14 protein-coding genes are annotated in these 26743 nt (G+C 49.7%); 10 read left to right on the plus strand and 4 right to left on the minus strand.

From position 1 onward, the window contains the following. Nucleotides 1-10 precede the first annotated feature (10 nt). Both pgmB and ACAN54_RS22315 read right to left on the minus strand, forming a co-directional pair. On the minus strand, nt 11-673 hold the full coding sequence (pgmB, locus tag ACAN54_RS22310) for a beta-phosphoglucomutase (RefSeq protein ID WP_379160670.1): 663 nt from the start codon (nt 671-673) through the stop codon (nt 11-13). A 301-nt stretch (nt 674-974) separates the two neighbouring features. Next, nucleotides 975-2012, minus strand: a complete 1038-nt coding sequence (locus ACAN54_RS22315) for a LacI family DNA-binding transcriptional regulator (protein WP_379160673.1) — start codon at nt 2010-2012, stop codon at nt 975-977. Nucleotides 2013-2649: 637 nt separating this feature from the next. Here ACAN54_RS22315 and ACAN54_RS22320 point away from each other — a divergent pair. Next, nucleotides 2650-10332, plus strand: a complete 7683-nt coding sequence (locus ACAN54_RS22320; protein ID WP_379160677.1) for a pullulanase — start codon at nt 2650-2652, stop codon at nt 10330-10332. A 168-nt stretch (nt 10333-10500) separates the two neighbouring features. On the opposite strand, the gene ACAN54_RS22325 is transcribed toward ACAN54_RS22320, so the two are convergent. Further along, on the minus strand, nt 10501-11538 hold the full coding sequence (locus ACAN54_RS22325) for a LacI family DNA-binding transcriptional regulator (protein WP_379160680.1): 1038 nt from the start codon (nt 11536-11538) through the stop codon (nt 10501-10503). A gap of 257 nt (nt 11539-11795) precedes the next feature. Between ACAN54_RS22325 and ACAN54_RS22330 the strand changes: the two genes are divergently transcribed. Further along, nucleotides 11796-13292, plus strand: a complete 1497-nt coding sequence (locus ACAN54_RS22330; RefSeq protein ID WP_379160683.1) for a DUF5605 domain-containing protein — start codon at nt 11796-11798, stop codon at nt 13290-13292. Between the two features lie 13 nt (nt 13293-13305). Next, nucleotides 13306-14340, plus strand: coding sequence for a Gfo/Idh/MocA family protein (locus ACAN54_RS22335; protein ID WP_379160932.1), 1035 nt, complete (start codon nt 13306-13308; stop codon nt 14338-14340). A 116-nt stretch (nt 14341-14456) separates the two neighbouring features. On the opposite strand, the gene ACAN54_RS22340 is transcribed toward ACAN54_RS22335, so the two are convergent. After that, complete coding sequence (locus ACAN54_RS22340; RefSeq protein WP_379160686.1) at nt 14457-16202, minus strand: alpha-glycosidase; 1746 nt, start codon at nt 16200-16202, stop codon at nt 14457-14459. Between the two features lie 867 nt (nt 16203-17069). Between ACAN54_RS22340 and ACAN54_RS22345 the strand changes: the two genes are divergently transcribed. The 7 genes from ACAN54_RS22345 (at nt 17070) to ACAN54_RS22375 (ending at nt 26680) form a co-directional block, all read left to right on the plus strand. Next, complete coding sequence (locus ACAN54_RS22345) at nt 17070-18407, plus strand: sugar ABC transporter substrate-binding protein (protein WP_379160689.1); 1338 nt, start codon at nt 17070-17072, stop codon at nt 18405-18407. Between the two features lie 113 nt (nt 18408-18520). Beyond that, a complete protein-coding gene (locus ACAN54_RS22350) occupies nt 18521-19834 on the plus strand; it encodes a sugar ABC transporter permease (protein ID WP_379160692.1) in 1314 nt (437 codons plus the stop codon). Then, nucleotides 19831-20679 carry a sugar ABC transporter permease gene (locus ACAN54_RS22355; RefSeq protein ID WP_379160695.1) on the plus strand — a complete coding sequence of 283 codons (849 nt, stop codon included), beginning with the start codon at nt 19831-19833 and terminating at the stop codon, nt 20677-20679. Before ACAN54_RS22350 ends, ACAN54_RS22355 begins: the two co-directional genes overlap by 4 nt. A 201-nt stretch (nt 20680-20880) precedes the next feature. Next, nucleotides 20881-22935, plus strand: a complete 2055-nt coding sequence (locus ACAN54_RS22360; protein WP_379160698.1) for a methyl-accepting chemotaxis protein — start codon at nt 20881-20883, stop codon at nt 22933-22935. A 193-nt stretch (nt 22936-23128) separates the two neighbouring features. Beyond that, a complete protein-coding gene (locus tag ACAN54_RS22365) occupies nt 23129-24085 on the plus strand; it encodes an AraC family transcriptional regulator (RefSeq protein ID WP_379160701.1) in 957 nt (318 codons plus the stop codon). Nucleotides 24086-24183: 98 nt separating this feature from the next. Then, entirely contained in the window at nt 24184-25689 is a 1506-nt protein-coding gene (locus ACAN54_RS22370) for an alpha-glucosidase/alpha-galactosidase (RefSeq protein ID WP_379160704.1), read from the plus strand. Between the two features lie 94 nt (nt 25690-25783). Further along, nucleotides 25784-26680 carry a stalk domain-containing protein gene (locus ACAN54_RS22375; protein WP_379160707.1) on the plus strand — a complete coding sequence of 299 codons (897 nt, stop codon included), beginning with the start codon at nt 25784-25786 and terminating at the stop codon, nt 26678-26680. The last annotated feature ends 63 nt before the right edge of the window (nt 26681-26743 follow it).

Consider the following 26743-nt stretch of genomic DNA (forward strand, 5'->3'; position numbering starts at 1 on the left):
TTAATGTTCGTCATACGCGTGCAAATGATTCTCTTAGGGCAGCCACGCTAATGTGCGCCAGGGAAGGGACAACGATATCCGCTGCCGCAAGGGTCTCCGGCGAACCGATGCCTACGCTGCGCATGCCGGCGCGGATGGCGGCGGTGATCCCTGCTTCGGCATCCTCAAACACCACACATTCACCCGGTTCAGCGGATACGGCTTTGGCTCCAAGAAGGAAGACTTCAGGATCGGGCTTGGCTGCGCTGGTGTGTGTGCCGTCGATAATGGCATCGAAATAAGGCGTGAGACCGGTGTTCTGCAGGATCATCATTGCATTTTTGCTGGCGGAGCCGAGAGCGGTCTTGATCTTCTGCGCCCGGCATTCCTTCAGGAAATCCAAGGCGCCCGGCAGAATCTCCGAACTGTCCATCTTGGCGATGTATTCGACATAACGTTTGTTCTTCTGCTCGGCGAGCTGGGATTTGCGTGCTTCATCCAGGGTTAGTCCGCCGATTTCCAGCAGAATGTTGAGTGATGCCGTCCGGCTGACGCCCTTGAGGCGTTCATTATCCTTCTCGGTGAAGTCGAAGCCGAGTTGCTGAGCCAGCTCTCTCCAGGCAATGAAATGATATTTAGCGGTATCTACGAGCACTCCGTCCAAATCGAACAAACAGGCTTTAATCTCTGACATGGTAGAACCTCCTAGTAATAGTTTTTCAGACAAGGTAGACCTGAAGTTGCACTAATTAAACAGGCGGAAAGCGTGGTGCGATGTTCCACAATACGGTTGCCGAGCACATATATTTGGTGGAATCCTGTATGATGTCTAGCAATCGGATATCCTTCATAGTGTGCAATAAACCGTATTCCCAATCTCAACTGAATGAGGGTAAGTCGAGTTGAGCAATTGGAACAATATGTAGCGCAAACGTTTGTACAAACTTCGAAAAAATAAATGAAGCATCAATAGCTTCATTTATTTGGTTCTGCAATTACTTCTTCACTGGTGAATACATGGATGATTCTCTGACGATTAAGCGGTGCGGGATCACGAACCGGTTCGTATATCCGTCATGGTTATCCGGTTTCTGGATGCTCTGGATCAGCACCTGGGAAGCGGTGTAGCCAAGATGGTAGATACCGATGTCGATGCTGCTGATCGGCGGACTGGACAATTCCGAAAGCGGAATATTGTTAAAGCTGACAATCGCCAGATCCTCAGGAACCTTGTATTTCAGCTCATTCAGCCCGCGAAGTACGCCGAAAGAGACCATATCGTCGACTGCTACTAGTGCTGTGGGACGGTTCGGGAGATTCATGAAGAAAGACATCGCCCGGTAGCCGCTGTCCTGCAAAAATTCACCTTCAACGATCCATTCGGCCCGCATTTCCAGTCCGCTCTTCTCCATCGCTTTGCGGTAGCCTTCCAGCCGGTCGCGTGAAACGATGAGATTGGGAGGGCCGCTTACAAAGCCAATTCGTTCATGTCCCATGGATATCAAGTGGTTGGTAGCATCGTAAGCAGCCATCACATTATCATTATCCACCGACAGGATGTCCTCATAGCGGTCACTTCGCCCTACCAGAACAAAAGGATAGCCACCCGATTCCAGAAAATCAATCACCGCATCGTCTTTGCGTGAATACAGCAGAATAACGCCGTCAACACGGCGGCCTTTGAGCAGGCGGGAGACGGATTCAAGTTCTTCCTTCTCGTTCGCACCGGAACTGATCAGCACATCATAGCCGGATCGGCTGGACTGTGTAACAATCCCACGGATCAATTCCATAAAAAATAAATTGGAGAACAGCTCTTCAGCAGGTTTCGGCAGGATGATGCAAATGCTGTTCGTGGTCTTTGAAACCAGGCTTTTGGCCATCATATTCGGAGTGTAGCCCATTTCCTCCATAATTACTTTGACTTTACGGGAAGTTTCTAGGCTAATTCTGGGATGACCTGACAACACCCGGGATACAGTGGAGGGAGATACTCCCGCTTTCTTAGCCACGTCCTTGATGGTAACTGTCATAGAAACCTCCTTATGGAACCGTTTGCTTTACTCTGTAATATTAATCGAAGAGCTGTTAATTGTAAATAGTGAAACTCTTGCTAAGGGCCATAGGCAGGCGTCCTGCAAGACTGGCGAAGACTATTCGCTTCCTGATATTTACTTGTGAAATCAGGTGGTTAGGAGGGAGAGATACGATAGTTTTTGATAGCTGAGATGCAAGATTGCGCAACTTCCGGCAGGATTTGTGTGCAAAATGGCAAGAGTTGCAGAAGGCCGTTCCAGATGCTGGCTACTTGTTCATTTGGAAATGGTTATTGACAACGATCCAGATAGGGGATTAGTATGTTGAACAGAATTAAAAAGCGCTTACATTTGCTGTTTCTACTCGATTCGTCATGCCGGACCCTTAGTTTCTATGGTTTATATACCGCATGCCGTTAATTGCAAACGTTTGCGCATTCTTGGTGAAGCCATTCGCAGAAAAGAAGCAATTCGCAGTAACGAAGCAGTTCAAAGGATCGATAACAAATTTATTTATCGGGAGGAGGCTGCCAAAGCAGAATGAAAGGGCTCAATTGAAGCCGCAAAGAATATCGCGAAAGATCCATGTAAGAGCCGTGAGATGGTGGAACAGTAGCGTTTTTAGGCAAATTCAATGATGGGGGTATCAGCCAAAATGAAATGGGCGTTATGGGGCAAGAAGGCATTTGCCATTTGTATGAGTGTGGTTTTTGTGTGTTCTTATTTCTCTTACCCGGGCAACGTGCAAGCGGAAGCGTCCAAGGTTGTGCTCGTGGGCGATCTTCAGTCCGAATTATCAACGGGGGCAGCGCCTACCGCAGACTGGAATCCTGATGCCAGCGTGACACAGTTAACCTATGTGGACAATGGAATGTACAAGTTCACGGGTACCTTGCCCGCAGGCGTATATGAATACAAGATCGCTTTGAACGGTACCTGGGATGAGAGCTACGGATACAGCAGCTACACCAATCCCGCTGGAGTCAACAAGAACGGCAATATTATGTTAACGCTTACAGCTGAGACCAGCGTAACCTTTTATTATAATGACATCACCAAGAAAATCGCTGATTCCACCTATTACACACCGATAGCGGCCGACAGGCTTCCCAAGCTGACTGGAACGCTGCAGACGGAGCTGGGCGATGTCCGGGATTCTTCTCCGGCTGACGCAGCAGCAGCGTTGTCCGATCCTGATATGGATGGGATCTATGAACGGACCGCCAATCTGCCGGCAGGTGAATACGCTTATCGGGTGTATGTTCCTGGAGATACGCCGGGCGTGGATCAGCTGTACCCAGATGTGGACCAGACACTGAAGCTTCCGAACGATCTGAAGGTTACCTTCAGGTATAATGCACAGGACCACGGGGTTAGTGCCTCTTTTACAGCGCCAGCTGTACCCGGAAAAGTGATTCCTGTACCGGATGGGCAGCTGCGGATTCATTACAACCGGCCTGCCGGGGATTACGCCGATCAGGGGCTGTGGCTGTGGGATGATGTGGCCTCACCTTCCGCAGGCTGGCCGGCAGGTGCAACCCCTTTTCCGGATGGGCAGACCGATGCCTATGGAGCTTATGCCGATGTGCCGCTGAAGACGGGGGCCAAGAAAATCTCTTTCCTCGTCGTTAACCGCAGCACACAGGCAAAGGACGGAGGCGACAAGCTTTTTACGATCAACACTCCGCAGACTAATGAGGTCTGGATCATGCAAGACTCGGATGCTGTGACTTCTTACGAACCGGTGGTACTCCCGGCCAATACTGTGCGGGTCCATTATACGAGAGAGGACAGCAACCAGAATCAGTACGGCTTGTGGCTCTGGGATGAGGTTGCTTCGCTGCCGGTGACCTGGCCGGGGGATGCGACGCCGTTTCTAGCCGAACATAAGGATGCCTATGGGCTCTATGCCGATATTCCGCTTCAGGCGAATGCCAAAAAAATGGGCTTTGTGGTGGTGAACCGTTCCAGCGGTGATAAGGACGGCGGCGATAAAACCTTCGGTCTGCTGGACCGCTACAATCAGCTGTGGATCAAAAAGGGTGATGATCATGTGTATGTGTCCCCTTTTGGCGAGCTGCCTGTGAGTCTTGCATCGGCGGAGGTCTTGTCCACCAGCAAGCTTCTTCTGACCTTTACTTTAACGGACGGTCTGGATGCTGCTGCATTGAAATCCGCAATAACCGTCAAGGACAAAGCGGGCAATCCGGTTACTGTCACGGCCGTGATGATCAAGAGCACGACTTCTGTTGAGGTGGACACAGCGGCTTTTGCACTGGACCAGGCTCCTCTCAGCGTGACATATTCCGGTAAAAGTGTATCGGCATCGGCAGGCTGGAGAATGCTTGATGAAATGTACAATTACACCGGAGATGATCTGGGGGCTAACTATCATCCGGCAGATCACTCTGCGACCCTGAAGCTGTGGGCACCTATGGCTAGCCGTGTAGTAGCCAATGTGTACAGCAAGACTGACGCCGCCATGCAGGTGGGTCAGGTCAGCCTGACTCCAGGCGATAAGGGGGTCTGGTCGGTGCAGCTGAAGCCGTCTGATCTGAGTGGTGCGTCCGCAGCCGGGGATGTGCGCGGCTTCTACTACCAGTACGAAGTGACGAATAACGGTATTAGCAAGCAGGTACTTGATCCTTATGCCAAATCAATGGCAGTGTTCACTGTGAATACCACGGGTGCGGCTGGGCCTGACGGAGACATGGTTGGTAAAGCAGCTATCGTTGATCTCAGCGGGACGAATCCGCCGGATTTCGGGGCAGCGGCTATCCCTGGCTATCAGAAGCGGGAGGATGCTGTTATTTACGAGGTTCATGTACGGGATTTCACCTCGGATGTGTCGATTGAAAGCGAGCTGGGCGGTGAACGCTGGGGTTCGTATGCGGCTTTTGAGAAGAAGCTCGATTATATTAAATCCCTGGGCGTGACCCATATTCAGCTGCTGCCGGTAATGGCTTGGTATTATGGAGACGAAACGAAGATGGGTAACAGGGAATCCGCCTATTCAGCCCAGAACAATGAATACAACTGGGGGTATGATCCGCAGAGTTATTTCTCACCGGATGGGGCTTACTCGCAGAATCCTGCTGATCCCGAAGAGCGGATCATGGAGCTGAAAGGCCTGATAGATGCGGTCCATAAGGCTGGCATGGGAGTCATTCTCGATGTCGTCTATACCCATATGGCGAAAAAAGATTTTCTGAACGACATCGTACCGAACTACTATGCCTTCCAGGATGCGAACGGCAGCTTTATCGGGGGCTTTGGCAACAATCTGGCGACCAGCCATAAGATGGCCGAGAAGTTGATGGTGGATTCGGTCAAATACTGGTTCAGCGAATATAAAATCGACGGCATGCGCTGGGATATGATGGGGGACGCGACAGCAGATGCTGTTCAGGCAGCTTATGATGCTGCTGAAGCGATTAATCCGCAAGCGCTGTTCATCGGGGAAGGCTGGAAAACCTTCGGCGGGGCCGCTTCCGATCCGGCACTAACCGGTAAAGGCGCAGACCAGTCCTGGATGGACAAAACGGATAATATCGGTGTATTCTCCGATGAATTCCGTAATGAGCTGAAGTCCGGTTTTGGCTCGGAAGGGGAGCCCCGGTTCATAACAGGCGGAGCACGGTCTATCGCTACGATCTTCAACAATATCAAAGCGCAGCCTTCCAACATTCCAGCAGATGATCCGGGCGATGTTGTGCCGTATATCGAAGCCCATGACAATCTGACCCTGCATGATGTCATTGCGCAGTCGATCCGGAAGGACCCGTCGATTGCCGTGAATGAGCTGGAAATCCAGAAGCGGATACGGCTGGGCAATCTGCTGGAGCTCACTTCCCAAGGGACAGCCTTCCTGCAGGCGGGCCAGGAGTATGGACGTACGAAGCAGTGGAAGGGAGCGGGGGTTCCCGAGCAGAAATATACGGAGCTGAAGGACGGGAACGGGCAGAGCGTTGGCTATTTTATCAACGATTCCTACGATTCTTCGGATGCCGTTAACCAGTTCGATTGGGCCAAAGCCACGGATGACATCAACTATCCTGTTCAGAATGCCACCCGGGCATATACTTCTGGACTGATTCAGCTGAGACAATCCACCGACGCCTTCCGGCTTGGTGACAAAAGTCTGGTGGACTCGAATGTCAGCCTGATCGCAGCGCCTGAAATCCAGGCAACCGATCTGGTGATCGGCTACAAGAATAAAGCGACCGATGGAACCGGACTCTACTACGTCTTCATGAACGGGGATAATGCAGCGAGAACCCTTACGCTTTCCGAGGATCTGACCGGAGGGCAGGTGCTTGTGGACGACGATCAAGCGGGAACTGCGGCAATCCCTGCAGAGAGCCAGACGGGCTTCACGCTTACAGCGAATTCGATTACGCTAGCCCCGCTTACTGCTGTGGTCATTCGTAAGGATGCCGCCGCAGCTGTTCTGACTTCTCTTGGAACGGACAGCCCAAGCTATTCGCTCCAAATCGGCAGCGCGCATCAAACGGCTGTTATGGCCAAATATGATGACGGCAGCTCCAGAAAGGTTACAGATACGTCGACATATAGTTCCAGCAATCCGGAGATTGCCACGGTGACAAGCAAAGGGCTGGTCCAAGCCGTTAAGGTAGGCACCGCCACCATTACAATCACGTATGGCGGTCTCACCACAACGGTTGCTGTTGAAGTGACCAAAGACGCGGTGGATACCAAAAGGTATGTTCAAATTACCTATGTACGGGACGATAAGGATTATACCGACTGGAATCTCTGGGTGTGGAATACGGGAGTCAAAAACGACCAGATCGATTTCACTACCTTCAAGGATGGCAAGGCCAGTGTGATGCTTGAGGTGGCACCGAATGCCACGAGTGTGGGTTTTGTGCTTCGCAAGGGAACGGACTGGAATACCGGCAAGCAGGACTACCCTGACGACCGGGTCATTCCGCTCACGGCTGGTGAAGCTTTTACCAAGGTGGTTATCACCAGTATGGTAAAAGAGCTGGATATCAAACCGGTGATTGTCGGTCCTGTGATGAAAGACGGGACGATCACCTTCCGCTACCGGGATGATGCCCTCTTCCGAACTGATAATCTGGCTGCAATCAGCGGGGTTAAGATTAAAGTGAATGGCACGGAGTATCCTATGTTATACGATACGGCCAATGAATGGTTCAGCTATCAGCTGAAGGATCTGCAGGAAGGCACATACAAGTATACTTTCCTCGTGACCAAGGACGGAGTGACCGAAGAGCTGAACGATCCGAAAAACACCGTAAACGGTGAATCAGTCGTCGTCTATCATATCCCGGATGTGACGATTACTGCGGCAGTCCAGCCGGAAGCCATTACCTCCAATGAAAATGCAGTGGTAACCGTTAAAGCTGCTTCTGCGGAAGATGTATCGTTCGTGGACGGTTATATGGATCTGACTGCCCTGGGCGGACCGGCTGCAGTGAAGCTGGACACAGCGCTCATGAAACAGACGGTTGCCGTTAAGAACACTGTGCCCGCGGGAATCAAAACCATCCCGATTACGCTAATGGATTCCTATGGAAATACGCACAAAGGCACGGCTGAAGTTGAGGTGAAGGCAAGAACGTATACGGGTGACCGGCTTGATTTTGACTGGGATGAAGCCCGGATCTATTTCGCACTGACTGACCGTTTCAAGGACGGGGATGCTACGAACAACACCAATGTCGACAAAACCCATCTGGAAGCCTATCATGGTGGAGATTTCCGCGGGATGATCGACAATCTAGACTATCTTCAGCAGCTTGGCATTAATACACTCTGGATTACGCCGATTGTAGACAATATCGATTTCAACAAGGGTATTGATTTTGGCGGCACGCAATATGCTTATCATGGCTACTGGGCCAAGGATTTCACCCAGCTGGATGAGCATCTCGGGGACATGGCCACGTTCAAGGAGCTGATCGAGAAAGCCCATGACAAAGGCATCAAGATTATGGTAGACGTTGTGCTGAATCATACCGGATACGGCCTGAAGGCGGAGGACAGTTATCCGGGTGTTACGGCTGAGGATAAGGCGCGTTTTGGCGGTATGCTCCGCACGGACGGTGTGTCCGCGGATACGGACCCGGTGAAGGGCGAATTGGCAGGTCTGCCTGACTTCAAGACTGAAGATCCGGCAGTGCGTCAGACCGTTATCGACTGGCAGACGGGCTGGCTGGATAATGCCCGGACCGAACGTGGAGATACAATCGATTATTTCCGTGTGGACACGGTGAAGCATGTGGATAGCACAACCTGGAAGGCGTTCAAAAATGCGCTGACTGCAATAGATCCAGCCTTCAAGCTGGTTGGCGAATATTACAGCGGTACTCTGGATAACGATGGGGGCAATCTGAAGTCCGGCCAGATGGATGGTCTGCTTGATTTTGGCTTCAAGAATGCCGCAAAAGATTTTACAGACGGAAAAATCACGGCTGTAGATGCATATCTGCAAACCCGGGAAGCCCGGATGGACAATACTGGAATGATGGCTCAATTCCTGAGCAGTCATGACGAGAACGGCTTTTTATCCAGCTATATAGGTGGTGACAAAGGCAAGCTGAAGGTGGCTGCTGCGCTGCAAATTACAGCCAAAGGCCAGCCGGTCATCTACTACGGAGAAGAGCTGGGGCGTTCCGGTGCAAATGCCGGAGATATGTCGAAAGGAGAGTTCAGCGAGAACCGCGGGGATATGCCTTGGGATCAGCTGAGTGCGGAGCAGGGACTTCACGACCACTACCAGAAGCTGCTGAACATCCGTGCCAAATACTCGCAGATTTATTCTAAGGGTGTACGCACCAAGCTGGCCGGCTCGGATGGGCTGGGTTATCTGGCTTTTGACAAGCAGTATGGCAAAGAAAATATAGTAACGGCGATCAACACGAAGACAGAGGCGGTATCGGTTAGTCTTCCGGTTCCTTTTGCCGCACAGGCTGCGGTTGTGGATGAATATAGCGGGCAGACCTATACGGTATCCCAAGATCAAAAAGTTACGGTTGAATTGCCGGGCAGGGATGAGGGCGGAACAGTTATTCTGGCTTTAGTGCCGAAGGTGACCCCTGTGCCAACACCAACCCCGACAGCTACACCAGCACCAGCGGAAACGGCAGCACCTGTGCCAACACCTGTCGTCCCCACGGTCACACCTGCGGCAGATACGCAGCTTGTGAACGGGGATACGCTGAAGAACGGCAAGGATGGTAAAGTTGTAGTGGAACTGGCTTCAGGCAAGCAGGCAGTGCTTCTGCCAATTCAGGCTGCAGCTATGCTGGGGCCAAATGATCTCGTGCTTCATATGGATAGGCTCACAATTACGCTGCCAGCCCAGGTTCTGGGTCGGATTCAGGGAACATTATCTGGAGCGGATGCCGAGGGTGCGCAGATTCTGTTGCGAGCAGCGTCGCTGCAAGGCGAGGCATCAAGCGCTCTGTTGACTGGGCTCAACAAGGATCATACGGTGGTAAAAGCGGCATCGGATGTCTATGAGTTCAAGCTTGAGATTATACGTAAAGACAAGACGATTCTTCCGGTGACCTCTTTTGCTCAACCGGTTACACTGACCTTCCAGGTTAAGGGCAATCCCGACAAGGCATTGCTTGGTGTATATAATTTGGGTGAGCGCAATTCATTGGAGTATATCGGAGGCGTACAGCAGGGAGATGTAATTACAGCTAAGGTTACTCATTTCAGCACATATGCGGCGCTTGAGATCAGCCGATCTTTCCTGGATGTTCCGGTTTCCTACTGGGCAGAGACAGCAATTAAATCGCTCAGTGCCAAGCAGGTAATATCGGGTGTGACGACTACCGAATTCAAACCGGGGGGCCTGGTCACCCGCGCAGAATTCACCGCACTTCTCATGCGGGCGCTCGGACTTCAGGCTGACGGGCAGTCTGCATTTGCGGATGTGAAGGCGGAAGAGCAGAGCGGATTCACGGATGTGAAGGCGGATGCCTGGTATGCATCCTATGTTTCCGCAGCAGTCCGTCAGGGGCTGGTGACTGGACGCAGCAAGAACTTGTTCGCTCCGGGTGCAGCGATCAGCCGTGAAGAGATGGCTGTCTTGATTATCCGGGCACTGGAGGTGAAGCAAGGTAAGAAGAGAGAACCTGTAACTGGCAACCCGGCGTTTGCCGATACTTCCAGCATCAGCTCATGGGCAACTGCTTATGTCCAGGCTGCTGTTGAATTGGGTCTATTGCAGGGCAGAACTGACAACCAATTTGCGCCACAGGCATCGATGACCCGTGCTGAAGCGGCAGAGGTCATCTACAGGTTGCTTGGGAAGTAGCCATTAATGATGGACTCAAGAGCTGACTAATTCAGCAGGCGGTACATCAACATAGCAAATAACACCACAAGGGCACTCTCCACCTGGAAGAGTGCCTTTATGGTGTTGGAAGATACATTCGCATTCGCACATAGTCTTACTGATGAATGCTGTGGATTAAGCGCCGATTTATGGCGAATTAAGCCGCTTGCAGGATGACCGGTCGACAAAGCGGGTATCGATTTTAATTTTTGCGCTCACGCCTGAGCTCGTGTGAAGTGAAGTCAAGAGGTCAACGGCCCAATGCGCCATCTGCTGCTTTTCAACGTGAACGGTGGTTAGCTCCGGTGTCAGAATGAGAGATTCGTTGATATTATCGAATCCGACGACCGATACATCCTCTGGAATGGAGAAGCCAAGTTCAGCGAGTGCCTTCATAGTGCTGATGGCTATATAATCACATTCACAGAAGAAAGCGGTAGGGAAAGGTTGTCCATGATCCATTAATTTGCGCAATTTCTCCTTTAAGGGTCCTTGGGAGGATAACATGGTCGGAGGCACAGCCAGAATGTTGCTTTTGGAAATCTCCAAATGATACTCAGCCAAGGCAGACCAAAACCCTCTTTTGCGCTCCTCAAAGTTGTGAATCCGTTCTTCGGAGGCAATATACCCCAATCGCTGATGTCCCAGCTCTGCCAAATATTTGCCTGCTTGATATGCCCCCATGAAATTATTGATCTCCACAAAACGAACCGGAAGCGAATCGAAGCAGGTATCCAAGACTACTAAATTGGGCAGTTTGTCTGCGATATCCGAGATTTGGTGGGCGGGTAAATTGGTGCCCAGAAGAATGATTCCATCGTCCGTCCGTTCGTTCATAACGATCTGAATGTCTTGTTCATAGCTGTTCTGTTCGATCGCAGAGAAGATCAGTGTATATCCTTTAATCCGGCAGCGTTCTTCAATATGATGAATGAGTTCTCTGAAAAAAGGCTGCTGATAATATTCCTCATGCACCAGTCCATCATTAGTAAATACCAAAAACCGCAGAGACCTGCCGGTGCTTTCGCCCGTGGATTTCTGCTTTTTTAACGTATAGCCAACCTCATCCGCAATGCGAAGAATCCGCTCGCGTGTGTCTTGTCCAATTCCAGGCTTCCCGGACAGTGCCAAAGAGACTGCGCCTTTGGATACTCCGGCAAGCTTAGCAAGCTCTTCCATATTCACCGGTTTTCCTCCGTTCACTTTTGTTTAGTTTGTTTAGTATATAATAGATCACTTGAATTTGCAATATAATCACTATATTGACGATCTTTTTCTCTTCGTGTAGGATAAAAATAGATAGTGAATTTTTTATTTTGTTTAGTTATTGTTTAGTTGGGTGTTTTGTTTTGTTTCTTTTTTTAGTTGTGTCGTTTAGTAATCGGTTTTGGGTTTGATTTACTTTTTATTCGTAGCAAAAGTTGAAGGGAGGAGTTGATGTTATGACGGATAGACAAGAGAAGGTCTCCATTATGATCCCGGATAAAGTGTCCAAATGGGGAGTGTGTGAAATTGTACTGCATGAAGGACCTGTACAGGGCAATCCTTTTGTGGATGTTACCTTACAAGCAGCATTTACTGAGGGCGGACACACTATTCAGAGCTCTGGGTTCTATGATGGGGAAGGTGTATATCGCATCCGATTTATGCCTGATAGAGAAGGCGCTTGGTCGTTCAGAACCAGCAGCACGGAGCACACTCTTGACGGAATTGAAGGGGGATTTGAATGTGTAGCTGGCGACACAGGGAATCATGGGCCGGTTCGTGTTAAACATACCTTTCATTTTGCCTATGAGGATGGAACCCCTTATTTTCCGGTCGGTACTACATGCTATGCCTGGACCCATCAGGGTGAGGAGATGGAACAGGAGACACTAGCAACCTTGGAAGCGAGTTCATTCAACAAACTGAGAATGTGCGTGTTCCCTAAGTCGTACTGCTACAACACTAATGAGCCGATATACTATCCATTCGAAGGTTCGATTGAACAGGGCTGGGATTACACCAGATTTCATCCGGCCTTCTTTAGGCATCTTGAGGAACGGATTGTCAATCTTGGCGATCTTGGCATAGAGGCTGACTTGATACTGTTTCACCCCTATGACCGCTGGGGATTTGCTGATATGGGCAAGGAAGCAGATGACCGGTATCTCCGTTATATTGTGGCAAGACTATCGGCTTATCGGCATATTTGGTGGTCACTTGCGAATGAATACGATTTCATGGAGAATAAAACCGCTGAGGATTGGGAACGGTTCGCTCAAATAGTAACAGACAATGACCCTTACAGGCACTTAATCTCCAACCACAACGGTATCCAATTTTACGACTATCATCAGCCTTGGGTGACGCATTGCAGTATACAACGTGTTGACGTATACAAGACAGCAGAGAATACAGGGGAATGGAGAAACCAATGGAATAAGCCGGTAGTGATCGATGAATGTGCATATGAAGGCAATATGGAACACGGTTGGGGGAACATTACCGGAGAAGAAATGGTCCGTCGCTTCTGGGAAGGATATATTCGCGGGGGATATGTCGGCCATGGGGAGACGTATCTGCATGCGGAGGATAAAATTTGGTGGGCCAAAGGTGGTCAGCTTTATGGAACCAGTCCAGAACGTATAGCATTTCTGCGCCGTGTTATGAATGAGGGGCCGGCAGACGGCCTGAATCCGTTGCCTTCCGATTGGGATCTGCCCCGGGCCGGGATCGAAGATGAATACTACCTGTTCTACTTCGGTTTCAATCAGCCCAAGTTCCGCGAGTTCAAGATGAAACCAGGCATCCGCTATCAAGTTGAGCTGCTCGATACTTGGAACATGACTGTTGACAAGCTGGAGGGCAGCTATGAGGGCCATTTCCAGATCAATCTGCCTGGGCGGATGTACATGGCACTCAGGATGACTCGTCTGGAAGATGCCGGCGGCCGGTAGAGAGGTGACGGATATGTGGAAAATTGGTGTGGTAGGCGCGGGATATTGGTCTGATATGCATTTGAAAGCGTGGAAGCGTATTCCAGGTGTTCAGATTCAAGGACTGTGTGATCTGGATACGCTTAAGCTGCAAAAGAAGGCAGAGGTCTATGGTCTTTCTGCCGATAAACTCTACGTCAGCTTAGATGATATGCTGGCTAACGCTGATGTCGACGTAATTGATCTTATTACTGCACCGGATACTCACCCGGAATTAGTAAGCCGAGCGGTTCAAGCGGGTAAGCATGTCATGTGCCAGAAGCCCTTTGCCCGTTCTGTAGAGGAAGCCAGATATATGGTAAAAGCTTCTAAGGCCGCGAATGTACGGCTTATGGTCACAGAGAATTGGCGCTGGCTGCAGCCGTTCCAGAAAATCAAACAAATGCTTGATGACGGTGTAGCGGGTAACTTGAACACGATCCGTTACATCCATACTGATTATTATTCCCCGCGCTTTGCACCGGAGAATGAGCTTCCGCAACCGTTTTTTCGGGAGATGCCCAAGATGCTATTCTATGAAATGGGGGTTCATTGGTATGACACCTGGCGTTATCTGTTTGGGGACCCCAAACGGCTGTATGCCGAAACCAGACGAATCAGCCCTTATATCAAGGGGGAGGATGCGGGACTGATAACTCTGGGATATGATAATTATATGGGATTAATGGATATGAGCTGGGCTACGCGGCAAAACCTGCCGGAGAAGTTAACAACCCCTGTGCTTCCCAAACACCAGGAGCAACTGGTAATTGAGGGTGATAAGGCAACGGTGAAGCTATACAGCAACGGCACCATCAGTGTGATTGACAACCATGGCACCGAGATCAAGGTTTCGGAGAACAACAGCCTCGATTTTGAAGAAAGCCATTACCGTCTGCAATCGCATTTCATCCATTGTCTGAACACGGGCGAGGAATTTCAGACCAGCGGAGAAGACAACATAAAGACGCTGGAGCTTGTATTTGAAACTTACAGGAGTGCAAAAGAGCATAGGGTTATTCATTTTTGATAGCCTATCAGACATACAGAAGGGGTTGTCCCATAAGTTGGGACAGCCCCTTCTATTTCTGTGGTTTGATAAGCTAGGTCAGTCGAATTCATGACTCTTATAGCTGTCTTGTGCTTTTACAATAACGCCTTGAGCACAGCATACCCGTAGGCAGGCAGTTTGATCGACAGCTTGTTCCGCTCGGCACGCAGTGCCTCGCCAGTGAATAGGTTCTCCCAATTGCGGTCCTCCACATCCAGGCGGAAAGTTTGCGCTGTCTCCTCTGTGTTGACCAGTACCAGGATAATGTCGTCTCCCAGACGGCGTTCATAGGCCAGCTTGGTGCCCTGCGGTCCAGCTTCAAGGAAGGTGAAAGATCCGGTGCGAAGTGCAGGATGACTGCTGCGGATTTCTATTAGCTTGCGGTAGTAGCTGAATAAGTCCAGATCCTGATTCTCAGGGTTCCACTCCATGCATTTGCGGCAGCCTGGATCACCCTCACCGTCCATCCCGATCTCATCACCATAATAAATGCAAGGTGTGCCCATGAATGTGAACTGGAACAACGAGGCGAGCTTTTGCTTGTTCTTATCGCCTTCAGCCAGGGTTAACAGGCGCGGTGTGTCGTGACTGTCCAAGAGGTTAAAGGCCACTTCGCTGGCTTGCAGCGGGTAGCGGGAGAGCTGTTTGCCAATGGCGTTGGCAAAGCCTTCGGCATCTAGTGTGCCGTAGACGAAGAAGTCAAGCACTGCATCGGTGAACGGGTAGTTCATCACCGCATCGAATTTGTCGCCTTCCAGCCAAGGGGCAGATTCATGCCAGATTTCACCCAGGATATAGGCATCCGGATTGGCTTTTTTGACCACTTTACGGAAGTCACGCCAGAACTCATGATCTACCTCGTTCGCTACATCAAGCCGCCAGCCGTCAATGTGGGCCTCGGTGATCCAGTATTCCGCGACTTTCAGCAAATATTCCTTTACAGCGGGATTCTCGGTGTTCAGCTTCGGCATCAGGGGCTCGAATGCAAAAGCATCATAAGTCGGAATATTGTTCACTACCTGCAGCGGGAATTCACGGATATGGAACCAATCTTTATAAGGGGAAGCTTCACCCTTTTCAAGTACATCCACAAACGGGGCAAAGGTTCGGCCTGAATGGTTAAACACCGCATCAAGCAGCACGCGAATCCCGCGTTCGTGGCAGGCGGCGACCAGTTTTTTGAGCGTCTCTACATCTCCGAAGTGCGGATCGACAGACATATAGTCTTCCGTATCATATTTGTGGTTGGTAGTGGCGGTAAAGATTGGCGTGAAGTAGATACCGGTAATACCAAGCTCGCTTAAATGGTCCAGATGGTCGATAACCCCTTGCAGATCGCCGCCGAAGAAGTTCTCGGGTGTAGGCGTTCCGCCCCAGGGCTGCACATTATCCGGATTACGGCTGGGATCTCCATTCGCAAACCGTTCAGGGAAGATTTGATAAAAGATGGCGTCCTTCACCCAAGCCGGCGGAGAAAAGACGTCACCACGGTTTATGTAGGGAAATTCAAACAGACGGTTGGGATTGGAAGGGCGTTCAGTCTGGAAATCACTTTCGGTCATCCAAATGCGTTCATGTCCTTTTTGCAGCAGAAATCCATATTTGAGCCGGCGGTGCGGAGGTACCGAAGAGCATTCCCAATAGTCAAACATCGCGTCTGAGGTAAAAAGAGTCATCGGGATCAGCTCCTTGGTGGCATCCCAGGCATACTTGTCTCCGGCCCAGGCGAACACCTCGGTTAAATCCCCTTTTTTAGCGCGCAGGCGCAGATGAATCGTCTCGTGATCATAAGCATAAGACCAGTTTAACCGCGGACGGTGGTAGACAGCTTCAAGTAACATTCATAATTCCTCCTAAAAGTTTTGTGAGCATGGCATCCTTGAACAGCTTCGAACAAAACTGGCCTCGGAAGCACATGCTAAGTTTTGTGAGCATAGGTAACCTACGGAGAAATTCCGGCCAAAGGAGCCGCAGACCGCTCGTAGATGTACGAATACTTAACGCAAAAGATATCCATAAAAAGTAAAAAAACAAGAAAATGCCTCGTTTATGCTTGTTGCACACTTTTTATGCCTTATTGCACAAACGTTCCGTTCTCTGCCCATAACAAAGAGGCACAACCGCCGCCGGGTAGCTTGTCCGAGGTTGTACCTTTTTTAAAGTAACATTGCCTTTTGGTTGTAAGAATTGAAAGGGCAGCAGTGATGACTGGCAGAGAAGGTCGGGCTGTTAATAATGTTTTGGATTATAGCATGGAATAATTATGGGTTCAATACTTTAGTTCAAACCATTGCACAAAATGTCGGAACACGGAAAACCGGTTTTCTTTTGGATTATATAAGTATAAACACCTAATAGTAACCAATTATTTCGATAAAAAGCCTTCAAATCATAATATTTTAGAAATGAATCACTGTAAAACGGAAAAAACATGAGTTTTCTTTTGAAAAAGAGAGGAAACCGGTTTTTTTATATTAAAAACGCAGTAATTCGCTTGAATATACGCTGTGCAAACGTTTTTACTATTAACATTCCTGTTGTATTATGAAATAGGAAATAAAGCGCTTTCTAGAACTTGTTGAAGCGTATATAGAAGGGGTATCAACGAATACATACATTTTTTTTGAATCCCCTGAAATCGTTTGCGCAAGATCTGGATTTCATCGTAAGCGTGAGGCAAGATACACAAATTAGGAGGGGTTTAAGCAATGGAATTGAAAAAGCTCATGGTTCTCACCGCAGCGTTCTCTATGGCAGTATCCATTACGGCGTGCGGTTCTAACAACAATGGGAATAACGGGGGAAATGCTGCGGCAACCAATGCACCAGCAGATAACGCTACAGCTACTAATGCTGCTACAAATAGCGGCAACACTGCGGCAACAACTGATATTACACCTGAAGATGGCGCATCCCTGGTTGTGTGGGAGAGTAAAGAAGAAAGACCTTTTGCCGAAGAAATCGCCAAGCAATTTACAGCTAAATATAATGTTCCCGTGAAAATTGAAGAGGTAGCACCACCAGATCAGGTCGGCAAGCTCACACAGGATGGCCCATCCGGCCTGGCTGCAGACGTAGTGCTGATCCCGCATGACAATCTGGGTAAAGCTGCAAGCGCGAGCCTGCTGCTCCCTAATGATATTTTTGCCGAGCAGACCAAAGCAGACAACACAGAGGCTTCCATCGTAGGCTCCTCTTACGGCGGCGAGCTGTACGGGTACCCGAGAGCGGCAGAAACCTATGCCCTTTATTACAACAAATCGCTAGTCAAAGAAGCTCCTAAAACCTTCGATGACGTGATTACCTTCAGCAAAACCTTCACAGACAAAGCCAAGAACAGATACGGCATTATGTGGGAAGTCGGCAACATGTACTTTAACTATCCCTTCATCGCCACTACTGGCGGTTACCTGTTTGGTAAAGACGGCACAGACAAAGACGATATCGGCCTGAACAGCGATGCTGCAATTGAAGGTCTGAAAACTTACGTCAAATTGAAAGAAATCCTGCCTATTAAGAGCGGTGATATCAATGCCGACATCAAACGCAGTTTGTTCGGCTCCGGCGATGTTGCCATGGATATTAATGGTCCTTGGGAGCTTGCGGGATACAAAGAAGCGCTTGGCGACAAGCTGGGTATCGCTCCAGTTCCAACCATTGACGGCAAACCGGCAATTACATTCTCCGGTATCAAAATTTTCGGTGTCAACGCATACTCGCAATATCCGAACGCTGCGAAACTATACGCACACTTTGCTTCTAGCAAGGATTCACAGCTTCTGCTCAATAAATTGATCGGTGCTGTTCCGACCAATAACGAAGCGCTGAAGGATGCGCAAATTACAGGTGATCCGTTCATCTCCGCTTTTGCTGAGCAGGCTAAGAACTCCCAGCCAATGCCATCGATCCCTGAGATGGGCAATGTATGGAGCCCTGTGAATGCTGCACTTCCGGAAATCTGGGATAACAATGCTGACCCTAAAGCGGCTATGGACAAAGCAGTACAGCAGATCAAGGACCTCAATAACGGTTCAACCGCCAAGTAAGAGAGTCTTCAATCAGCCAAACAATAGCACATAGTGGAATCAACTCGCCCGCCGCTCCAAGTAGCGGCGGGCGAGTTTCCTGAATTCCGCACGGAGAGGAGAACGGAAGGGAAATGCAGCGACACCGCAGCAGAGCCGCAATACTGTCGGCCATTTTTATGGGATTGGGACAAATATATAACCGCCAATTCATTAAAGGGCTTATTTTTATAGCCGTAGAGGCTGGAGCTCTGGTCTATTTCATAGCTAATTTGGGTAGAGCCTTTTGGGGGATTACAACCCTGGGGGATTCTCCAAGCCATCTGGAAAAGGTTAAGGGAATCGCTAAAATGGTGCCCGGGGACCATTCCATCGTTATTTTGATCGAAAGTTTGATTACCCTGTTGTTTTTTGTGTTATTCCTGATTGGCTGGTACATGAATATTAAGGATGCCCATAAAATCGGAGAAGAACGCGAAACCGGTCGTCCTTCGAATACATTCAAGCAATCTGTACGCTATATTCTGGATTACAAGTTTGCCCAGAGCTTTTTGCTGATTCCGGGTATCGGTATTTTGTTCTTCACAATCATGCCGATTATTTTTATGATCATGCTGGCCTTCACGAACTATGCCGCACCGGATCATATCCCGCCGGCTAGGCTGGTCGACTGGGTAGGCTTTCAAACTTTCCGCAACCTACTGGTCCTCAAATCATGGAGCCATACCTTTTACGGAGTACTTACCTGGACCATTATCTGGGCGGTTCTATCCACCATTACTACTTACTTCGGCGGGCTGCTTGTCGCTCTGCTGATTAACCAAAAAGGTATCCGCTTCAAGGGTCTGTGGAGACTGATTCTGATAGTGCCTTATGCCATCCCACAGATGATATCCCTGCTGCTTATGCGCAATCTGTTCAACGGGCAGTTCGGTCCGATCAACCAGTATCTCGGTTATTTCGGGCTGGGAGGGCTGCCATGGCTGACGGATCCGTTCTGGGCCAAGGCTACGGTAATTATCGTTAATATGTGGGTCGGGATTCCGGTTTCCATGCTGCTGATCATGGGCGTGTTGACGACGATCCCGCGTGATATGTACGAAGCAGCCGAAGTAGACGGGGCTACCAACTATCAGAAGTTCCGGATTATTACGCTGCCGATGATACTGTTCTCCACTGCGCCAACGCTGATCATGCAATTTGCCGGCAATATCAACAACTTCAATGCGATTTACCTGCTGACTGCGGGCAATCCGGTCAACGGAAATTACCAGTATGCCGGATCAACGGACCTGCTGGTAACCTGGCTGTACAAGTTGACGCTGGACCAGAACAAAAATAATATGGCTTCCGCGATAGGTATTATACTCTTCATAATTGTCGCCGGGTTCTCCCTGTACAATTACCGCCGGACCAAATCATTTAAAGAGGAGGATATGATTCAATGATCATCGGACGCAAGCTTGCGAACTTTGTTCGCTTAAGCCTCAGTTATATCATTCTTGTTGCGCTGGCGATTGCTGCGATCTATCCGGCACTCTGGATTCTGCTCGCATCCTTCCGGCCCGGTAAATCCCTGTACAGCAAGACCCTGATTCCTGAACATTTCACGCTTAGCCACTATAAGGAACTGTTTACTTCACCCGTCTATATGTTCGGAACCTGGTATGCTAATACGCTCAAGATTGCCGTGTTCTCCATGCTGATCGGTGTGATATTGACACTCCTGACGAGTTACGCTCTTTCCAGATTTCGTTTCAAGAGCCGTAAGACTACCATGTCGACCCTGCTCATTCTCGGAATGTTCCCGGGTTTCATGAGTATGATTGCAATCTATTTGCTGCTCAAAGAGTTCCATCTGCTGGATACGCATATGGCACTGATTATCGTCTATGCGGCAGGAGCGCCGCTTGGCGGAACGCTGATCGCCAAAGGCTTCCTTGACACCATTCCACGATCGCTGGATGAAGCGGCGCGGATTGACGGAGCCAGCAATTTCGGGATTTTTGCCCGGATTATTCTTCCGCTCTCCCGGCCGATGATCACCTATATGGCACTTACTCAATTCGTCGGTCCTTGGGTGGATTTCATCTTTGCCAAGCTAATTCTGCGGACCAAAGAGAACTGGACGGTCGCTGTCGGCATGTGGGATATGGTGAATACGATGCAAAATTCCAATTTCACTCTGTTCGCGGCGGGAGCTGTGCTGATATCCGTACCGATTATGATTCTGTTCGGTTTCCTCCAGCGGTTGCTCGTTGACGGTTTGACCGCAGGTGCAAGCAAAGGATAGTTGTCTTGTGTGATTGTGAATTATTGAAACAAGGGGTACAGCCTTTATGTTGTCTATTAAGGGCTGTATCTTTATTTAAATAGAAGAGTTTATATATTTTACGCTATAAATTATTCTTCTATTTCTCGCTGAAACGGATATCGTCCTTAGAAAAAGGGCGACAAAGCGGGTTCTACTTGTTGCATGAGGAGAGAGTGTGTAATGAAACGACCGCTTCATTTACGATTTAGATCGGTAGGCATCAAGCTGTTCGTCATTTTGTTCTGTACGATTGTGGTACTATCCTCGGTTTTGGGCCTAACCTCATATTATGCCGCCAAAGGCATTATCACTGATCAGGTTGCTGCTGCATCCTCACAGTCCATTGTGCAGGCTGCAGACAAGCTGGACTTTTTATTTGCCGAGTATGAAGCACTCTCCCGGCAGTTTGCTGTGGATTCTATTTTAAAAGCAGATATGGAGACGGTGAACCGTCCGGGAGCCGGAACCGTCGCCAAAGTTGCGGCTGAGGACCGGATCCGACGCAAGCTGGACTCGGTGAAGGGCTCGGATGAACGGATGATGGGCATCCGGCTTATCTCCAAAAGCCTAGTAGATGCCGAATCGTACAAGTCGACTGGTATTAGTGCTGTCCGCAGCGATGAAGGCATCCTGGCCAGAGTGAAGCAGATCGATGAAGCCAAAGGCAATCCTGTCTGGTTCCCGGTAAGGGCCAAAGGCTTCTTCGATGCCTATGACCAGTCTTCATTGACGATGGGCAGGCTATTGCGGAATATACAACATCCCGAGGCTGAGTATTATATGCTGATTGAGATCAAGGGCCAGGCGCTTACGGATATGCTCGCCAATCTCCATATCGGGCTTGCCGGAGAGATCCGCATTCTGGACCCGGCAGGAAGTATTGTGTACGGAGCGGACAACAAGCTGCTTGGTGAGTCCTCATACATACACCCTGAAACAGAACTGGCGCAGGGACAGCTTCATTCATTTACAAGCAGCAATGAGCAGGGGGCATCACAACTGGTGGTCTATCAGCCGCTGGATACAGCTAAGTGGACTCTGATGGGATATGCTCCGGTCAGTGACTTTACCAAATCTGCGGACAAACTGCTCTATATTACGCTGTTGGTTGTCCTCGCTGCAGCTGTGATTGCACTGCTGATCGGCTACCTGCTGGTCCGCCAGATTGGGCGCCCGCTGGGCAAGCTTGCCCGTCTGATGGAGGAAGGCGAGCAAGGTAATCTCCAGGTGCGTACCAGCTTCAAAGGCCAGGATGAGATTGGCCGGCTGGGCCATAGTTTCAACAAGATGATGGAGCAGATCTCCCTCTTGGCAGGCCAGAGCGGAAGTTCAGCGGCTCAGGTACTGGCTACCTCGGAACAGTTGGTGAACGCTTCCGGTGCGACATCCACCCATGCGAGAGAAGTGGCAGCCGCTACGGGAGAGATTGCCCGCGGTGCAGCCAGCCTGGCTCTTGAAGCAGAGAGTAGCAACCGCAACGTGGAAAGGATGAATCTCCAGATCAAGGAAGTGAAGGAGATCAATCAAGTCATGGATACATCGGCGGAGAAGGTAATCACGGTCAGCGACCAGGGAGCGGAGCTGATGAAGGCACTGGTTGCCCAGAGTGAATCTACTGCGCGGATGATGGATTTGATTCAGGAAAATTCCATAAGGCTGAGAGAAAGCACACTTCTGATCCGGAGCATTCTTACCCCGATGGTCGCCGTGAATAAGCAGACGAATATTCTGGCGCTCAATGCCTCCATAGAAGCCGTTAGAGCCGGAGCAGCCGGAAGAGGTTTCATAGTGATTGCGGACGAAATCCGCGGACTGGCCAATCAATCCAACCAGTCGATCGCTTCTGTGGCCGCAATCACTGAAGAAATCAGCAGGCATATAGAAAATACGGTTCAGGTTGTGGGGGAGACAGCGCCTCTTTTTCGTGAGCAGATTGCATCTGTACGGGATTCCTCTATTATATTTGAAGGTGTCCGGACAGAAATGGAACAGTTTATCGGATATTTGAATGAGTCGTCGGCCTCGATCGCTTCACTGACAGAATGCCAGCAGCTGTTGAGTGAATCCATGGCCAGCGTGCATGCGGTAGTCCAGCAGACCAGTGCCTCGACGGAGGAAGTGGCCTCCATGTCCTCGCAGCAGTTCATCGTGAGCGAGGAGCTGGTCGCTCTATCCGGCAAGCTGGAGGCACTGGCTGAGGAGTTGAAGCTGTCTCTGGTTTCTTTTCAGGGATAATCTGGATAGAACATAGCCCCTGCGTTCCGAGTCATCGGCGGCGCGGGGGTTTTTGGCATGGACTGCTTCCTGTTGTGCGTATCCGGTCCTTGTCCCGGGGAGGTTCAAGGGATACACTTGTCCTATATAGAAGGAACCAAGAAGTCTTGCAGGTTGAGATAAGAATTCTGCAGACAGAAAGGAGGGGAATTGATTGCCGGAATTAAATGGTAGCCTGTTTCAGCAGGCTTTGCTGGAAGGGGATTATGGGCCGCATTTTTTTGCCTACTATTATAAACAGTGGAATTCATATACGATGGCGTATCATCAGCATAATTGGACGGAGATCATGTATCTAATCTCGGGAAGCTGTGTGGTAGATGTACAACAGGGTGTGAATGAGGAACGTATCCGCTTGAAAAGAGGAGAATTAATTATACTCGATGCCAATGTGCCGCACCGGCTGATTGTGGAAGAGGGAACATCGTGCCGAATGCTGAATGTTGAATTTGGCTTCACACCCTCCAAGGGGGCATCCCTTTCCATCTCCAGACTGGCTAAGGAGGAGCCGGATCTGGCAGAATTGCTACGTGTGCCCTTCTGCAGTCTGGTGCTGCCGGACCCCGAAGAGATATTTCGTGTACTTAAATCGCTAGTATTGGAACTGGACCAGCAAGGTGGTGACGGAGAAGCGCAAAAGAAGGGACAAGGGAGCATAATGATCGGTCTGCTGTTCGCCGAGCTGCTGCTGCGCCTCTCCAGACTACGGAGGGAACAGATACAGGCCACCCAGCAGCCCTCGCAGGTTTATGTGCGGCGCGCGATTGAATTTATGCATCAGAACTATGACCGCAGTATCCAGGTCAAAGAGGTTGCTGCCGAGGTCAGTCTGCATCCAGGGTATTTACAACGCATCTTCCGGGCGCATACGGGACGGACACTGACGGACTATCTGAATATGCTGCGTATGGAGAAGGCAAAGATGCTCCTCGGACAGAGCGAAGTTCCTGTTGCGGAAATTGCGGACTACGTGGGGATCAGCAGCAGGCAGTATTTTCATCTCCTGTTCAAGAAGTACACCCTCTATACACCGGTGGAGTACCGTAATGCGATGGAACGGTTATCATGGGGGGATTATCAACCGGTGTCGACGACAAGTGAGGATTGTTGACAGTTCATCAGTAAAATGGTCGTGATATTGATAACGCTTCCCGCAGCCTCCTTGCTACAATGAACAGGAACAATTCATTCATTGGGAGGATGATGGCAATGTCATTTAAAGTAGCTTTTATTGGAGCAGGCAGTATAGGTTTTACACGGGGATTGCTGCGTGACCTGCTGACGGTACAGGAATTTAAGGGGATTGAAGTCTCCTTTATGGATATTAATCCTCACAACTTGCAGATGGTCACCGAGCTGTGTCAGCGGGATATCCGGGAGAACGGCCTGAAGATCACAATCTCGCCTACGACAGATCGCAGAGAAGCGCTTAAGGATGCGAAGTACGTATTTTGTACTATTCGTATGGGAGGGCTTGAAGCTTTTGCGACCGATGTGGATATTCCGCTGAAATATGGTGTGGACCAGTGCGTGGGTGATACCTTATGTGCAGGCGGAATCATGTACGGGCAGCGCGGGATTGCCGAGATGTTGGAGATATGCCGTGACATCCGGGAGGTAGCTGCGCCCGATGTGCTGTTGCTCAATTACTCCAATCCCATGGCCATGCTGACCTGGGCTTGCAATAAATACGGGGGTGTGAAGACCATTGGGCTCTGCCACGGAGTGCAGCATGGGCATCAGCAGATTGCTGAGGTCTATGGGCTGGAGAAAACTGAGGTGGATATCATATGTGCAGGGATCAATCACCAGACCTGGTATATCTCAGCCAAGCATAATGGCAGGGATCTGACCGCAGGACTACTGGAAGCTTTTGAAAAGCACCCTGAATTCAGCCGGACGGAAAAGGTGCGGATCGATATGCTGCGCCGCTTCGGCTTTTACAGCACCGAGTCTAATGGACATTTAAGCGAATATGTTCCGTGGTACCGAAAGCGAAGCAGCGAAATTATGGACTGGATCGACCTGGGCAGCTGGATCAACGGAGAAACCGGGGGATACTTACGGGTCTGCACAGAAGGGCGCAACTGGTTCGAGACTGATTTTCCTAATTGGATGAAGGACCCGGCGCTGGAATACACGGCTGAGCACCGCGGCGAAGAGCATGGCTCCTATATTATTGAAGGATTGGAGACGGGCAGAGTATATAGAGGCCACTTTAATACCGTCAATAACGGTATCATTGGTAATCTGCCGGATGATGCCATTATTGAAGCGCCGGGGTACGTCGATCATAACGGCATCTCGATGCCGGTGGTAGGGGAACTACCGCTTGGGCTTGCCGCTGTATGCAATGTCAGCATTTCTGTGCAACGTTTGGCGGTTGAGGCTGCGGTACATGGCGATGATAAGCTGCTGCGTCAAGCCTTCATGATGGACCCGCTGGTCGGAGCCGTCTGCAATCCGAAGGAAATCTGGCAGATGGTCGATGAGATGCTGGTTGCCGGGGAGCAGTGGCTACCGCAGTATGGTGCTGCGATTGCTGAAGCGAAGGCTCGCCTTGCTTCTGGTAATCTCGTACCGACGATGGCTGATAACGCCGGGGCTGCACGGCTGAAGGTGAAGTCTGTGGACGAGATGATGAAGGATCGTGAATCCGCAAATAAGAACGCTGGTGAATCCGACAAGGGTAAGGATAGAGAGAAGACTAATTAGGACTTCAAAGGAATTACATGAAAGTTGACGATAAAGTAGAAAGGGTGATTTTAATTAAAATGGGGGTATAAGGTATTTAATGAAGAATTTAAATATGAGTAAGATTGCAATGCTCTTTCTGGCCTTCGTTCTGACAGTTATGTCTTTGGGTCCGGCAGCAGCCTCCGCAGCGGCAGCAAACGTGAAGACGATCCGAGTCTTCGTCCAGAGCGAGGAAATCCATCCGAAGGCTGCTCCTATCGTGCAAGGGGGCAGAGTGTACATCGAGTTCCGTAGTGTTGTGCTGGCTTTAGGATTCAAGTTCAACTACGATGCGGCCAAAAAGGTGATCACAGCAGATTCGAAGGATACTTCCTATAAGATTGATCTTAAATCGGGGAAGACCTTTCTTAACGACCGTGAATTTACCTACAGTAAAGATGCTCCAATGATACTGGGTTCCGGAGCCAATGTAATGGTTATAAATCATTTGTTCAATGCTACTTCCAATATCAGAATGAATTATGATGCCGTTCATAAAAATATTGATGTCTACCAGATTGAAGCAGAGTCTCCCGATGATCTCTCCCTTGCTAATAAGGGAGCGGCTGTTCCGGATGCCGACAAGGTAGCCATCTATACATTGCTTGATAAATATATACAAGCAATGAACAATGAGGATGCACTGGCGCTCATGGCGGTGGATCGCTCTCCTGAAGCATATTATATCAATCGAAATCTGAGCAAAGATCAGGTCAAGCAGCTGCTGGAATACAACTTTCTCAAACACGAACTGAAGTATACCAAGAAGCAGGCGACCGTTGTCTCATATGGACCGAATAAGGCCACAGTCTATTTTGTTTATACTGTCCGTGACAAGGATGATAAAAGTTCAGTGATAGAACTATTTTATTATCTTAAATCGGTTGTCAAGGCCTCCGATGGCAAATGGTATCTGGATAACAAGGGGGATACTGTGCTGCATGGTGAGCTTTTATTAAGTGACGAATAACTGTCATATTGTTCAAAAGGATATCGACAGCAAAAGACCTCCACCCCTTCCGGGTGGAGGTCT

Source organism: Paenibacillus diazotrophicus (assembly GCF_042610465.1).